11 protein-coding genes and 1 tRNA gene are annotated in these 15,103 nt (G+C 58.4%); 7 read left to right on the forward strand and 5 right to left on the reverse strand.

The features are described 5' to 3' along the window. Positions 1-47 precede the first annotated feature (47 nt). Positions 48-122 (forward strand) — tRNA-Thr (locus AUL28_RS09085). 91 nt (positions 123-213) lie between these two features. Continuing rightward, positions 214-1,785, forward strand: coding sequence for a tyrosine-type recombinase/integrase (locus AUL28_RS22060; RefSeq protein ID WP_082640356.1), 1,572 nt, complete (start codon positions 214-216; stop codon positions 1,783-1,785). A gap of 63 nt (positions 1,786-1,848) precedes the next feature. On the opposite strand, the gene AUL28_RS09100 is transcribed toward AUL28_RS22060, so the two are convergent. The 4 genes from AUL28_RS09100 to AUL28_RS09115 are packed head-to-tail and all read right to left on the reverse strand — an operon-like array spanning position 1,849 to position 8,390. After that, entirely contained in the window at positions 1,849-2,592 is a 744-nt protein-coding gene (locus tag AUL28_RS09100; RefSeq protein WP_062231815.1) for a M48 family metallopeptidase, read from the reverse strand. Position 2,593: 1 nt separating this feature from the next. Then, on the reverse strand, positions 2,594-5,608 hold the full coding sequence (locus AUL28_RS09105; protein WP_062231817.1) for a type I restriction endonuclease subunit R: 3,015 nt from the start codon (positions 5,606-5,608) through the stop codon (positions 2,594-2,596). Between the two features lie 6 nt (positions 5,609-5,614). Next, positions 5,615-6,910, reverse strand: a complete 1,296-nt coding sequence (locus tag AUL28_RS09110) for a restriction endonuclease subunit S (protein ID WP_082640357.1) — start codon at positions 6,908-6,910, stop codon at positions 5,615-5,617. Then, a complete protein-coding gene (locus tag AUL28_RS09115; RefSeq protein ID WP_062231821.1) occupies positions 6,900-8,390 on the reverse strand; it encodes a type I restriction-modification system subunit M in 1,491 nt (496 codons plus the stop codon). Before AUL28_RS09115 ends, AUL28_RS09110 begins: the two co-directional genes overlap by 11 nt. A gap of 362 nt (positions 8,391-8,752) precedes the next feature. Between AUL28_RS09115 and AUL28_RS09120 the strand changes: the two genes are divergently transcribed. The 5 genes from AUL28_RS09120 (at position 8,753) to AUL28_RS22610 (ending at position 12,940) form a co-directional block, all read left to right on the forward strand. Beyond that, positions 8,753-9,730 carry a restriction endonuclease gene (locus AUL28_RS09120; protein ID WP_062231823.1) on the forward strand — a complete coding sequence of 326 codons (978 nt, stop codon included), beginning with the start codon at positions 8,753-8,755 and terminating at the stop codon, positions 9,728-9,730. Between the two features lie 311 nt (positions 9,731-10,041). Next, on the forward strand, positions 10,042-10,623 hold the full coding sequence (locus AUL28_RS09125; RefSeq protein ID WP_156419939.1) for a hypothetical protein: 582 nt from the start codon (positions 10,042-10,044) through the stop codon (positions 10,621-10,623). A gap of 180 nt (positions 10,624-10,803) precedes the next feature. Then, entirely contained in the window at positions 10,804-11,286 is a 483-nt protein-coding gene (locus AUL28_RS09130) for a hypothetical protein (protein WP_062231827.1), read from the forward strand. A gap of 68 nt (positions 11,287-11,354) precedes the next feature. Beyond that, positions 11,355-12,443 (forward strand): hypothetical protein, encoded by a 1,089-nt coding sequence (locus AUL28_RS22605; protein ID WP_156419940.1) that lies wholly within the window; start codon positions 11,355-11,357, stop codon positions 12,441-12,443. 62 nt (positions 12,444-12,505) lie between these two features. Continuing rightward, complete coding sequence (locus AUL28_RS22610; protein ID WP_156419941.1) at positions 12,506-12,940, forward strand: hypothetical protein; 435 nt, start codon at positions 12,506-12,508, stop codon at positions 12,938-12,940. Between the two features lie 406 nt (positions 12,941-13,346). Here the strand turns inward: AUL28_RS22610 and AUL28_RS09135 are convergent, their stop codons facing one another. After that, positions 13,347-15,041, reverse strand: a complete 1,695-nt coding sequence (locus tag AUL28_RS09135; RefSeq protein WP_062231829.1) for a dihydroxyacetone kinase family protein — start codon at positions 15,039-15,041, stop codon at positions 13,347-13,349. Positions 15,042-15,103 lie beyond the last annotated feature (62 nt).

Consider the following 15,103-nt stretch of genomic DNA (forward strand, 5'->3'; position numbering starts at 1 on the left):
CTGCTTGCCTTCCTCGGCCCCCTATGGCAAATAGCCGCCATCGAAGCGCTGCGGTAGCTCAGTGGTAGAGCACTCCATTGGTAATGGAGAGGTCGAGAGTTCAATCCTCTCTCGCAGCACCATCTCATCACATTGAAATCGTTGAACGCCTTGACTGGCAGTGTTTGTAGTCCGTATCGACGTTACAAATGTCGTTACAAACGGACTGCTTCCATGGCTGGAAAGGTGATGCATCTCCTGAACCGAGACGGGCGCTTCTACGCTCGGCTCGTTGTTCCCAAAGAGCTTCGGCCTTACCTCAATGGGAAGAGCGAGTTTCGGACGCCGCTCGGGGCGGACTATCGGGATGCCTTGAAGAAGCTACCGGGAGCGGTTGCCCTAATTCAGCATAAGATTGCCCTTGGTCAGCGCCGAGCGGCCGAAGCAGGAGCACGAACGGCGACCGTTGCACGTTACCCTTTGGCTCCTGACCAGATCGCGCTGCGGAATTACCAAGCTCGCCTGCAAATCGATGATGATATTCGGAATAGGTACCCTGGATATGCTACGAGTGAAGTGGACGACCAGCTCGTGGCAGCACTTCGCGATGGCGTTGCAGGACGGTTGAGAGACAGCGAGTACCGCGAGCTTATCGGCGCGCGGATAGAGCGCTATCGTCATTTAGGAAACCATGACGAACCTGAAGGCTCAGATGAGTGGCGCATTCTGGCCCGTGCAATATGCGTTTCAGAATATGAAGCCCTTGAGCGGGTTGTGGAGCGGGACGAAGGTGACTTCTCCGGCATGCCTTCGCATCCCCTACTCGCCAACGCTAAGCCAGTTGAAGAGTCGAAGGCCCCTATTTCAATCAAGCAACTGTTCGCCGATTACATTGCCTCGCGGCAGATCGTTGGGAAGGGCAAAGGGGCTGAAAAACGTTGGTCACCCGTCTTTACCGATCTCATCAAATTTATAGGCCATGACGATGCAAGACGGCTGACGAAAGATGATCTCCGCAGATGGCGTGATGCGAGGCTGAAGACGCATTCGCCTCGTACGATCAGTGACGTTTACCTTGCATCGATACGCACTGTCCTGAATTGGGCCGTTGCGGAGGACCGTCTTGCATTGAATGTCGCGCAAGACGTACGTCAGGAGGCCCCTAAGGAGCAACAAAGTCGCGAACAAGGCTACACGCTGGACGAAGCGCTCGTGATTTTGCGTGCCGCTCGAGACTATAGGCCGAAAGAAAGCAGCAACCCAGCGACCCGAGAGGGGCCTCAGATGACGGCGGCCAAACGCTGGATCTCGGTGTTGTGCGCTTTCACCGGTGCTCGAGTTTCAGAAATGACGCAGCTACGGACGCACGATATCCGCGAAGAGCCTGAAGGGTTCATTATCCGCATCGCACCCGACGCTGGGACTGTGAAGGCGGGAAACTATCGTGATGTACCGGTTCACCCGCAACTTGTTGCTATGGGTTTCATCGACTTTGTGAAGGCCTCTCAACCTGGACCGTTGTTTTACAAGAATCGTCCAGGGATCAACCCAGTCGCTGCTTCTCAAACTGTCGCAGGTCGAATTAGCGAATGGTTACAGTCAATGAGCATTGTACCGGAGGGTGTCCAACCGAGCCATGCTTGGCGTCATCGCTTCAAGACAGTGGGTGAAGAAGAAGGCATCTCACGGCGTACCCTTGATGCTCTCCAGGGCCACTCCGCACGAACAGCTGGGGAAAATTACGGCGACGTGACTTTGAAGACGCGGAGGACTGCAATCGACAAATTCCCCTGGTATTCGTTGTAATCGGATTTAGGCGATCGTCGCGAATGCAGCGTACATAACTCCTGACTGGGTTATGCGGCATTGCTACATTACCGTTTCGACCCTCTCCCACCCAAGCATATGTTCGTTCTTGTCGAGCCAAGCCTTTCGCGATTCCCAATCTGGCAGAACTCGGCCGACCAACTCCCAGAATTCCGGATCATGATTCCGGTGCTTTAGGTGGCACAGTTCGTGGACGACGGCGTATTCCAAGACGGGCTTCGGTGCAAAGATCAGGTGCCAGTTCAAATTGATCTGGCGATCCTGTCCGCAGCTTCCCCACATATGCTTTTGGTCTTTGATCTGGATGCCAGTGGGTTTCAGACCGTGGCGTTCGCCATGTTTGCGAACGAAAGTGTAGGCGTCCTCACGCACGCGCTTCTTGAGCCACAGGCGTAGGGCGCTTTCGATTGCAGCATCGGAAGAGGCCGGCGATAGGCTGCTCGGTTTGCGGATATGAAAGCCGTTGCGGAAGCTAACCTCGACGAGAGATCCCTCAAATGGCTCAACGGTCAACTTGGTCATACGTCCGCGATAAGGAATTTTAGTGCCGCTGACGAAACGATAAATACGCGTCTGGGCCTGCGCTCGCTCACGCATATGCTGAAGGGACACGATGAGCCAGCCGCGCCTGCGATCCAATACGGCGTTGATCTGCGCCTCGGTCGCGTTTTCTGGAACGAGAAGTTCGAAGGATTGAGGCGTGACGCTCAGGCTTGCTTTCTTGGCCTTGGGAGACCTACGGAGAGTGTACTCAATCTCCTGCTCGCCAATACGATAGACACCCATTTCAGGCCCCCACGAAGTGCCTGAGCGCGTATGCCTCAACCTCCTCCGGAATTTCCCGAAGTTGCGTCAGGCCGGCGACATGCACCATAGACCGCACTTGCTGACGGAGGCTCTTGCGCAAGCCGTCTTTCTCCCACCAGCCGGCCGGCGCTGTTACCGGATCGGTGTAGAGCCCTTCCAGCCGGATCGCCAAATCTTCGCCCGCCGGCGCGGAAGTGAAGCCTTTGAGGATCTGCAGAATGCCGTAGGCACCGGGAGAGAGACCCGCCTCAGCATGGGCTCCATCCTCGGCAGTGATGTCTTTGGCCAGTTCCTCTGCCGCCTTGAGCTTCTCGGCCCAAGTGACTTGCGCGCTTTCTAGCTTCGCTAGCAACTGGCGCAGACGCTCCGAAAACTTGCCATATTGGTGTGGGCTCTCATCGACCCGTTCGGTAACGGTCTTGCGCAGTTCCGTCGTCTTACGGATCGCTGCGGTCATGAGGTCTTCGTCGGTTTTGTCAGCCGGATCGAAATCCTCCCAGAACTCGGGATCGGTGATGTGGCGCAGCTTCACGGTCACGCTGAGACCCGTAGCCCCCAGATGCTTTTCCAACATCTCGCGGATTTTCTCGCTGTAGTTCATCTGGTCGAAGGCTTGGCGCTTCTCGAAATGCTGCGTGCCGTAGAGCAGGAAGTTCGCGACCCATTTAAGATCGGCCGTGAAATCCAGGATGCTCGGGTCCGGGCTCAGCGTCTCGTAGAGCGCGATAAACCCCCGCGCCTTCGCCTTGAAGTCGAACCACTTGTCCTCGCTGCCCAGCAGCTTCACGAAGGCATCGTATTCCGCCTTCAGACCTTCCTTCGCGTTCGCTCCCCGTTTTAGAGGTCTCATAATGGCGGCAACGGCAGAATGGGCGGCCCGCAACTGATTGCGCAGGTCGTCCAGATCGCGCATGGCGTTCTTCACGTCGTCGGAGCGATAGGACGATAGCGCTGATTCCAGATGGCCGGAAACGCCGATGTAATCGACAATCAGACCATTGCGCTTCTTGGCGTCGGAAACGCGGTTGGTGCGAGCGATCGCCTGCAGCAACCCATGTTCCTTGAGCGGCTTGTCGAGATACATCACGCTTTCGATCGGGCAGTCGAAGCCCGTCAGCAGCTTATCGCAGACGATGAGAAATTGAGGGTCCTCCCCTCTCCTACCAAAAGCCTTCTTTGCCAGCTTTTCGGCTTCGGCGTCCAAGTAGTGCGCTTTCAAAGCCGTACGGATCGCTTGCTTATGAGCATCCTCGCTCGGCTTGCCGTCTTCTTGGCTGATCGAATACACGCAAGCCGACATGGCATCCGCGCGCGCCAATGCCTCGGAAGGCTCCATGCCCTCGGCTTGCAAATCCTGTGCAATCACCTTGGTCAAGGCCTGCTTGTAGAGGATCACCGCCTCACGATCGATGGCAACGATCTGCGCTTTGAACCCATCCGGCCGAGCGTATTGCGTGAAGTGCGTCCAGATATCGTAGGCGATCAACTCGATGCGGCGTGGATGCTTGACCAGATCCTCGATCTGCACCCCTCGCGTCTTGATGTCGTTAAGCTTGTCGTCATCCAGCTCGGCAAACCAAGTGTCGAACAGGATATCGATTTTGGCTTCGTCGATCTGCCAGTCAGTTTTGCGGCCAGTGTAATAGATCGGCACCGTCGCGCCATCGGCCACGGCGTCGTCGATGCCGTATTTGTCGAGATAGCCTTCGCCGACCACGCCGAAGTTTTCATAAGTGTTCTTGTCGCCCTTCTTCACCGGCGTGCCGGTGAAGCCGAAGAAGCGGGCGTTCGGCAGCGTCGCCCGCAGATAGGTGCCGAGATCCTTTTCCTGGGTGCGATGGGCTTCGTCCACCATCACGATCCAGTTTTCGGAATTCGCAATCGCTTCCTTCGATCCTTGGAATTTGAAGATGGTGGACAGCGCCGTGTGCCCGTCCTTGCCGCTGCGGATCAGCGCGTGCAGATCCTTGATACTTTCGATCGGCGTCGGGTTCGGCAGGCCGCAAGCGACGAAGGTACCGCTGATCTGGGAATGCAGGTCCACACGGTCTGTCAGCACCAGAATGTTCGGATTGGTCAGCGCTTCGGAACGGACGGTCCGGTGCGTCTTCAGCTTCAGCACCGCAAACACCATGGTCAGCGATTTGCCGCTGCCCTGCGTGTGCCAGATCAGCCCCTGCCGGTGCTTGCCCTCGATGACACGCTCGACAATGCGGTTGACGGCGCGGAACTGCTGGTAGCGGCAGATCTTCTTGATCGTGCCGGTCTCTGTTTTTTCGAAGACGATATAATGCGCGATGAGGTCGAGCAGCCGGCCCGGCTCCAGCAGGCACCAGAGACCCTTGCCGAGCGTATCGGCAAAATCGGCCTCCAGCTTCGGCCACGGATCGCGCCACTCCGCGAAATATTTCGAGCCGGAGCCGGTCGCGCCATAGAGCACCAACGCCCCATCGGTGACGATATTGAAGGCATTGGAGAAGAACAGGCGCGGAATATCCTGCTCATATTGCCTGATCTGCTCGAAGGCCTCGCCTGTCTTGTCCTTGATGTTGAGCGGGCTCTTGGCCTCGATCACGACCAGTGGAATGCCGTTCACATAGACCACGACATCGGGCTTGCGCGTATGCTCCGCCTTCACGCGCAGCTGATGCGTCACGCAAAACCGGTTGTTGCCGGGATCGAGAAAATCGATCACCCGCAGCGTCTGCCGGGTCTCCTGACCTGTCACCTTGCGGGCATAGTCCCCGCGCAAAACCTTCAGCCAAGCCTCGTTGTCGCTGATTGCCGCAAGCTCACCATAGGCGGCCTCAGCCGAGGCGCGGTCGATCCCGTTGATGCGCATCAGCGCGTCGATCAGATGCGGGCGAAACAGAACCTGGTTCTCGCCATCGCGAAGGCTGGTATGCTCCGCCGGCGCCACGAAGCCATAGCCCATCGCCTTCAGATGCTCGATCGCGGGACGCTCTGCAAAATCCCATTCAGGGCCATGGCTCATGGGCGCTTACTCCGCAGCCAGGGGCCGGGCATCGGTGACGCGCTTGCGGCCGGTGAGGAGGTCGGACATCAGGGCGGATTTCAAGTTTAAAAGCGCCTCCTGCTTTGAGGCGTTCTCACCGGTAGAGTCGTCCAGAGTCATCAGTGTTTCGCAAATTGCGTTTTGCTCCTCGGTGCCCGGCACCGGAAATTTCATGCGTAGGAATTGCTCTCTCGTAAAATGAGCGATGGAGTTTGTTCCCACCAATCCTGCGGAAAGGGCTTTTGACTTAAATATCCGCACAAGCACATACATAATAAACTGATTTTTGACGGCACCGGTTTTTTCGCGCAGGCGGTGCAGAGCCTTTTGATAATACATCTCCCGTCCGTCATTCCAAATGGCACACCGTCCAACATCACCCCCCTCGCAGACCAGGAGATCGCCTTCTTGAAGTCGGAACTTTTGTTTCTCCTGTTCAGAGAAATCCATATACAAGAGATCCTCGGTATCTATCTGACCCCATTGGACGTTTGCGTTTCTCAGATATGGGCTAGGCGAACTGCTAATCCTTGCTGCCTTACTAAGCATTTTCCCTAGTTGAACATGGAAATGCTCCTGAACCTCAGCAACCTCCCACCCCTCCGGGATCTCCCCAATATCTGTCTGCTTGAAGCGCGTGTGGCCGATGCCTCTGGTGAGCAGGTGTTCTAGTACGCCCTGCTTGACCTTTCTGGTCTGCTCGATCACCGCCCGCGTTGCCGCAATGGCCTCATCGGCGCTGGACATGATTTCGACGATGCGGCGCTGTTCATGGAGCGGGGGGAGATGGAACCTGAATTCCAACCAGCGCTCGCAATCAAAGATCATCTTTTCGACATCGACGCCAACGCTTGCATGAAAGCACGTCTGCTGGAAATAAATCGAGTGACTGAAATAGCCTAGGAATTCGAGTAAAAGCTCCGACTTCGGCCTGAGCACCGAATATTCGTTCGACACGACAGCGCCGTCGAGCGCAGGAGGCACGATGCCACAGCCTCCATGGATAATCTGACGGTTCGACATCAGAAAATCGTCTCGCGCGATCAGAAACTGCGTTTTCGTGAGCACGTCGCGACCCAACAGACGGCTGCGCGCCACCACGCCGCCGCGTGATCGCTTAGCCGTGACTAGCTGATATTCGACATTATCAATAAGTTCGGTAGGCCTCTCCACAATTTGAAGAACGTCTCCGAACTTCACGGTCGTCCATCCGTGCGGGCAGAGCGGGAGGATCGGCTTTCCAGGTTGAACACTCGCAGGAAACAAAGAGCTACGCGCCATAGCCAAGCTCTTTCATATGCATGTCCAACGCAGCTTCTGCCTCGTTTCGCTCGGCGCGCAAATCGAGCAGTTTGGCATATTCCGTAGCTATGTCCGGAGTGCCTTCCTCGCTCCCCAAATCCACATATTGCGGAATGTTGAGGCTGAAATTGTTTCCTTCGATTTCCGCATAGTCCGCGACGTAGGAGAACCGCTCAATGACTCCAAAGCCAGCCAAGCAATCCACGATGTTGCTCAGGTGTCTTGTCGTCAGCAGGTTCTGCTTTTTCCCCGCAGTGAATTCGTCGGCCGCATGGATGAAAAGCGTTTTGCCCTTGCGCGCCACCGGCTTCCGTTTGCGTAGGATCAGGATGCAGGCTGGAATGCCCGCGCCGTAGAACAGGTTGGGCGCGAGGCCGATCACGGCCTCGATCAGGTCATCTCGGATCAATCCTTCGCGAATTTTGCCCTCCGCGCCGCCGCGAAACAACACGCCATGCGGCAGCACCACGCCGCAGATGCCGTCTCCTTTCAAACTGGCCACCATGTGCTGCACAAAGGCAAGGTCGCCATAGGATTTCGGCGGAGAGCCATAGCGGTCTCGGCCATAGGCATCACCCTTCGACCAGACATCATGCCCCCAGCTTTTCAGCGAAAAGGGCGGATTGGCCAGCACCCGGTCAAATGTGCGGATGGCCTTCACGTTGTCGCCCGTCAGATGCTTCGGCTCCAGCAGCGTATCGCCGCGCGCCACCTGCGCATCGTCGATGTCATGCAGGAACAGGTTCATCTGGCAAATGGCCCAAGTGTTGAGGTTCCGCTCCTGGCCAAACAGCGAGAGGCTTTTGGGATTCTTCCCCTGCCGCTCCAGGTGATGCACGGCCTCGAGCAACATGCCGCCTGAGCCGCAGGTCGGGTCATAGATCGACATGCCTTCTTCGGGCTTCAAACATTCGACGATCAGCCGCACGACCATCTTCGGCGTGTAGAACTCGCCACCCTTCTTGCCCGCGTCGTCGGCGAATTTGGCAATCAGATATTCGTAGGCTTGGCCGAGCATATCCGGCTCGACATCGGAGTTGCGCAGCCGGTAGCTTTCGAAATGCTGCAACAGCCTTTCGAGCATGGCATCCGGAAAGCGCTCCTTGTTGTTGAAATCGACATCCTGGAACACGCCGCGCAGCTTCATGTTCGCGTCTTCAACAGCGCGGAATGCGGCGTTCAGATGCGTGCCGATATCGGTCGTGTGCTTGCGCACGTCCTTCCAGAAATGGCCCTTGGGGATATCGAAGCGGTGCTCGTCCGGGTCGGCCGCAAGATCGGCGTCGTGATAACGTGCCAGCCGCTCCTCATACTCCTCCTCCCAGACATCCGAGAGCCGCTTGAAGAAGAGAAGGCCGAAAATGTAGTGCTTGTAATCGCCGGAATCGATCGAACCGCGCAGGATATCGGCTGCTCGCCAAAGGTGACTTTCCAATTGTGGGAGCGTGAGAGTGGCCATCGTCTGAATTCCAATGTCTCTGTATGCGTTCGAAAGCCCGTCGCCCGGCGGTCCTCGTCCGACTTTCTCCCGTCGTCAAGCCACTTGGTTTCGGGCAAGTCGTGACGGGTCCGAAGCTGCGGCGTATCTTCGCCATTTGAGACTTAACTGTCGTCGCTTCCGACCTGCCAGGCCCCTACCCCGTCTGGAGACAGATCGCGTTCTACGGGCCATGCACGATACGCCTTGCCACACCGCGCGAACCTAACCGTCGTATCGCCCGTACGCTCCCTTCTACGAATCGATTGCGCCAGGTGCGGACCACCGTAAGTTGCCATTGGATAGGTCTGAAGCGATCTGAGGTCGATGTGAAGAATGCTTGGATGGTGCGTGCGGAGCGCAACGGCCGGCTCTACGAGCTGTTCAAAGAGCAAGGGCTCGTTGCAATCGGCTGGCACGAGATCGGCTCGTTGGAGACTCTTCGCAGCCGCGACGCCATCGCGGCCAGGGTGCGGGCCGAATGGCCGGATTGGAAAAACCAGTCGATCGCCATGGCTGCCGGTCAGCTCCATCGATTCCGCAACGAGATCAAGACCGGCGATACCGTTCTCACCTATGACCCGAGGCGAAGGGTCTATCTGGTCGGTGAAATTTCAGGAGATTATCGGCGAGACGAGACGGTTGATCCGGAAGATCCTAACGTTCGCCCCGTGAGATGGCGCGACGAGGTGTATCGAGATCTCCTGTCGGCCGCGAGCCGTAATAGCCTCGGCGCGATCTCCGCTCTTTTTCAGCTGACCCCCGAGATCATCGAAGACGTCGAGAGGGCACTCAGGTCGCATGAGCCGGCCGCTGGGAATGTCGCGGACGAGGTTGAGGCTGTCGAAGAGGACATTTTCCAGAACATTCAATCGAAGGCCCTGGAGTTTGCGAAGGACCGCGTATCGGGTCTCGACTGGTCGCAGATGCAAGATCTGGTCGCCGGACTGCTTCGTGCCCTCGGCTATAAAACCCGCGTGTCGCCGGCCGGCGCTGATCGCGGCAAAGATATCGTCGCCTCACCCGACGGTTTCGGCTTTGAGTCACCCAGGATTGTCGTCGAGGTGAAGCATCGCAAGGAGGCTATGGGCTCGCAGGCCATCCGAAGCTTCCTTGGCGGACGGCATGCCCAGGACAAAGGATTATATGTATCGACAGGTGGGTTTACTAAAGAAGCGTATTACGAAGCCGATCGGGCCACGATACCGCTCGAGCTGATGACGATCGATGAGTTGGTTGCGGCCCTCATCGCGAACTACGATCGCCTGGATATCGAAACCAAGCAGCTTCTGCCCCTTAAGCGTATCTACTGGCCGGCTTGACAATCGGTCTCTGCTTGTAGCGCTGCCATCGACGAAATCCGCACGCTGGACGTTCTAGCACTCGATCAGCCGTAATATGGTCCATTCTCCAGGGTGCGGTGTCGTGGTACCGTTCCCGTTCAACGTTTTGATCGACCGCAGCCCCTCGAACCTCGCTGTGAGATATTATTTTCGTTTCTCTCCGAAGAAACCTGATGCTGCGACTATAATGCTCTCACGCGCGACCTTCCGATCATATGCGCCCTCAATTTCGAGCATGCATATGCAATCTGAGGTACAATGATACCTAGAAAAGCGCGAACGAGATGGTGATGGCACAAGAACGCGAGACGCGGCGCTACCGCAGGCTAACCGATCAAGAGTGGGTTGAGATCGATGCCGCATGGGGTTCCGGCAGCGTCACGCTTGCAGAACTGTCAGAGAGCTACAACGTCGCGATCCGGACCCTTCAGAACGGCTTCGCGGCGCGCGGCATCACCAAGGGCGCTCCTACCGGCGGCTTTGATGTGTCTATCCCTGTCGTGGAGCGCACAACGCCTTCGGCCATCCCTACCGGGAACGTAGTTGTTGCCGCGATTGAGGTTCGCGATCGAACGACAGCGAACACACGGGAAGTTGGCGCGCGCCTGATGGCGGCTGTCCGAGCGCTGGAAGCTGACACGACGGTCCGGCCTGCCGCAGCGATCCGAACGCTCGCTGTTGCGACTTCCGCCTTGGAGAAGCTCCACGCGATCGAACACCGAGCGCTTGGCCTTGATGGCGCGCAGCATCTGATGATCGAGCTTCCGTCCCTTGTCCTTCGTGACATCAGCACCGGCGAGATCGAAGAGATCCAGCGCGGAACGCCCTTGGAAGAGGAAGACGACGAGATCGCAGAGTTGACCCTGGCGTAATTGATCCGAGACCGAAGTCCTAGAAGAAAACGCCCGTGCCGTAGGGGTTGAATCCATCGAGCACAGCGATTTTTCGACCATGCATTGTCATCAATCTTTTCCTCGAGGCGATGTTCTTTTTTCTCGCGGTCGCCTGCGGGCATCTGTTATCCTTGTGACAAGTATATGCAAGGAAATAACATGCTGGAACAAATTAGGATACACGAGATCAGAGCCGATCAGCTCAGGAATCTGGCTGAGAGACTCAACATCACAATGTCGGAGCTCATAGAGCGCTTAACGTCACTGTTGATGAGGCGGAATCTCATTCCAGATCGCTTCTCTGAGTTTCGAATTGACCGGCTCGGTGAGCTCATCACCTTCGAGATCGCTGGGGTCTGCTGTCCAATGCAGACATTCGACAGGGCTGTTGACCTGCATGCCTTCCTCGAGAACTTCGTGAAGAGCCGCACAGCGAAGCTTGCGCGTTTCTCGATGGGCGATGACTACTCGCTTATCATCCAGAGAGTTGGGCCTGCGTTCCGGCTCTCAGTGCGGGATGGGGCGGAAACGCTCGGAACCGTTGTCCTGAGCCGGGCCATCATGTTCGACATCGATCGGCAGATGAGCAACGTGTTCGATGAGTGCCTGGGCGATCCGCCACTTGAGCAGGCACTCGCATAAGAAAATGGCGCGTCGGGTTGCAGCCCAGCGCGCCATCATGAAGTCCGTTTTAGCGTTGAAATTATACCGTGCCGGCGAATCCGCATCAACTCCCCAATGCCTCTTCGCGCCCAGTTTCTGGCGCACCTCAAGAGCTGCCTTTTGTAAATTCTCAGGACCGCAAAGCCGCGTTCTCGGAGTTCAGCTGGCGCCTCAACGCCTTTCTGCAGCAGGGTTTCGCGCTTCCCGACGCCATACGCCGGGCGCTCGCTTCGTTCGATCCTTATTTAGTGTCTCTCATCAAGGCTGATCCTCTCATCCCAGGAGTGACGCTTTACAAGAACCTGTCAAAGCGAACGATCAAGCAGGACGCGTCGAACGACGGACAGGTCATCAAAGGGAGAGACGTACTTCGCTGGTGGGACGAGCTGCGGAAGCACCGTCGCGAGACTGGTCGCGTAATCGTCGCGGTGACGGTGCGCCTCTCAGCGAAGATCGAAGCCAAGGCACTCGCTCAGCCTCAGCCATGTGATTGGCTCCGTCGTCGCGTCCGAGAGCACGTTGGTAGCGCGCTCGGCTACAGGCCGGCCGGCATCTTCGGAACGGGTATAAAATCTACGGCCGGCGATGCGCTCCACCTTCACTCGCTGATCGCAGTCAGCTTGGACGAGTTAGACGATCTAAAGTTGGCTCTGCAAAAGGTCGGCGGTACCGTGTCAAGCGGCTTCCGTGAGTACCAAGTCAAGATCGTCATCGCGCCCACGGCCGGCTCACTCGAATACCTCATCGAAAATGCGGAAGAAAAAGGCCTTTCCGGCCGGGTGCGCGGTCGGACGCTTGTCGTTTCGAAGTTCCAGCAGAGCGATCAGAAGCCCGGAGAGCCAGAAGTAGCCCGAAAAGCCGCTCGTATTCCCGAAGAAGCTTCTGCCGTCCTGGATCCTACAGCTGCTGCGTCTTCGAGGACTGCCGGCGATATGAAACTAAATGGTTGGAAAATAAGAACGTTGCTCGGGTGTGAGTCATCGATCCACCTTCGCCAGAATCGGCGCTACCCACTTCATGGCCGAGGGACTTGGGATCTCTACCATTGGTCTCGATGGGATTGCCCAGGCCCGGATCCTCCGCACAGTCATAGGCTACAGAGAGAAAATCAGGCGAACCACACGCAAGAAGCGTAGTGGTTATAAACAGCGTGTGGCACAACGAGAGCGCGTTAATCCAACGCGATTTTGGAGCCTACATGCAAGACACACATCCACTGACTTTCCTAGGAGCCCTCATCGCATCGGCTGGTTGGCTTTTTCTCCTGTTTGGAACAGGGGGTGGCGTTGATAATTCCAAATTAGAGAGATTTGGGCTTGAAAACCTAAGCGGGCCGAAGATTTACAATATTCATCGAGGTGCGATTGCATCACAAGTGATCTATCTTGGCTACGCGGTCGCCATAGCTGGCGTGATCAGCAACGTTGGGAAGCGGATCGCGCCGAACTCTTCAAAGATCGTTCCAGCGGGCTACGCTGATACCCATATCAAAGGCGGAGAACCCGACAGCCACCGGGTCGACCTCACCGAGGGTACGAATGCAAGCACGTCGCCTTCGGAGCGCGCTGCGGCTATTCGCGAAGCGCAAGCTCGCAAGCGCGAGTATTTGAACGGTCTCGAATCATCGCCCTGACCCGGGGCAGCATTCTGGTGACAGGGGACGAATCAGGAAGTTCCCCTGCAACGACCTTTTTCGCCAACGGAACAGATCTGCTGCGGACTCGGCTCATGAAGGGCTGTAAGGCTTCGAGCTGCCCTTCACCCTCGTTACAAAATCGATTCCGTCACAACGTTACAGATATATTCCTAAGTCATTGATTTACATGGTTCTGGTCAGAGTTCAATCCTCTCTCGCAGCACCAGATACTCCCTCCCCAAAAAGACTTTTACTCTGATCGAACGACAAGCTGCATTTTGCGGTGCCGTCTTTTGGTACTGGAGCGCGTCACTATACTCCTCGGCTCTTCGTCGGAGTTGCGACACTCTCTCGGGAGGACGCCGAAGCGCCATCCCTTTTCCTTTGCATGAAACGAATCGCCTTAGCTTCGTAAGGCCTCCGCGATCGCGCGTAGCCAAATGGACACCGCTACGGCTCCGGCATCGGGAATGCCGAGGGCGCGCTCGCCGAGATAGCTTGCGCGGCCAAGGCGCGGTGGCATCTGAGCGCTCGCTGCCGCTCCATTGCGGGCGGCTTCCTCGGCTCTGGCAAAGGCCATCGGCAGCGCCTCGCCCACCGCCACGGAGTCGCTGACCGCTCGTGCGGCGGGGCACAACGCGTCCAGCATGGTCCGGTCGCCCTCCTGTGCACCTCCGAGTTCCGCGATCGCATCGCAGGCCGCCTTCATGGCCGCGGCGACTGATCGCGCGTCCGACGTGCCGGTTGCGAGTTCACGGGCGGCCCGCATCAGGCCCGTGGCGTAGAACGGCCCCGAACTGCCGCCGATCGCGCGTCGAACCGCATCGGCCATGGATCGCAGCGCGGTAGGAGGATCGGCCCATGCGCCGCTGGGTAGCGCACGAACCGCCTCCGCGCCGCGCGCGAGACTGGCGCCGAGATCGCCATCCCCGGCGCGTGCGTCGAGATCGGTCAGTTCCGCTTCCGCCGCCCCCATGGCCGACATGACCGCAAGGCTGACGCGCCGCATCGCCTCCATCTCAGCTGGAACGGGTGCATTCTGCTCTTCCCTGGCCGGAGTTTCGGCTGCTGCCAGACGCATGTCGCGATTGAGATGTCCGCCACCCGGCCAAGCCGGCGCGCCGGTGGGCGCGTCCAGCAGGGCCAGTCGCGCATCGTCCACGCGCAGGAGAGACAGCGAACAGCCCCGCATGTCGAGCGCCGATAGAAGCGTCCCCGTCCAGGCGCGCTCGACGACGAGCCCACGCGCTTCGGCCTGCGCCAGCGCTTCGCGCGCCACCACGTCGAGCTCCATCGGGGGCGTGCCGCCGAGGCCGTTGACGAGAAGCACACAGCGCTCGCCCCGCTTCAGCGCCAGATCGTCCGCGATGGCCGACAGAAGAATCTCGACCAGCGCGGCGGCCGGCTGCATCGGCGCCCGGCGCACGCCCGGCTCGCCGTGGATGCCGAGGCCGAGTTCGATTTCGCTTTCGCCCAAGGCAAAGCCCGCCTTGCCGGCGGCCGGCACGATACAGGGTTCCAGCGCGAGGCCCATGGAGCCGAGATCGGCGGCGGCCGCATTGGCGAGCCTTGCGACCTCGCGCAGACCATCGCCCCGCTCGGCCGCCGCGCCTGCGATCTTGTGAACCAGCACCGTGCCGGCAATGCCGCGCCGGCGCGCTTTGGGCACGGTGTCGCGCAGCGCCACATCATCGGCCACCACGACGATCTCGACCGGCTTGCCCTCGCCCCTCAGGATTTCCGCCGCCAAGCCGAAATTGAGCCGGTCTCCGGTATAGTTCTTGACGATGAGCAGCGCCCCCGCCTCGCCCGTGACCGCGCGCAAGCCCACCAGAACCGCGTCCGAGGAGGGCGAGGTGAAGACATCGCCCGCGACCGCCGCCGTCAGCATCCCCTCCCCGACATAGCCGGCGTGAGCGGGCTCATGGCCGCTGCCGCCGCCCGACAGGACGGCGACGCGTCTGATATTCGGGGGTGTCGCGTCCCGGCGCAGAACGACGCTTTCGTCAGCCAGAAGCACCTGCCCCGGTGCCTGCCGCACCGCCCCTTCCAGCATCTCGGCGACCAGCGCCTTCGGATCGTTGATGAGCTTCTTCATGCCTCTCCCCCGGCCGTGCCTCACAGGCGCGGAGACTGACCGGCCGATGCGCTCTCGGCAAG

Source organism: Aureimonas sp. N4, assembly GCF_001463925.1.
GTDB lineage: Bacteria > Pseudomonadota > Alphaproteobacteria > Rhizobiales > Rhizobiaceae > Aureimonas > Aureimonas ureilytica_A.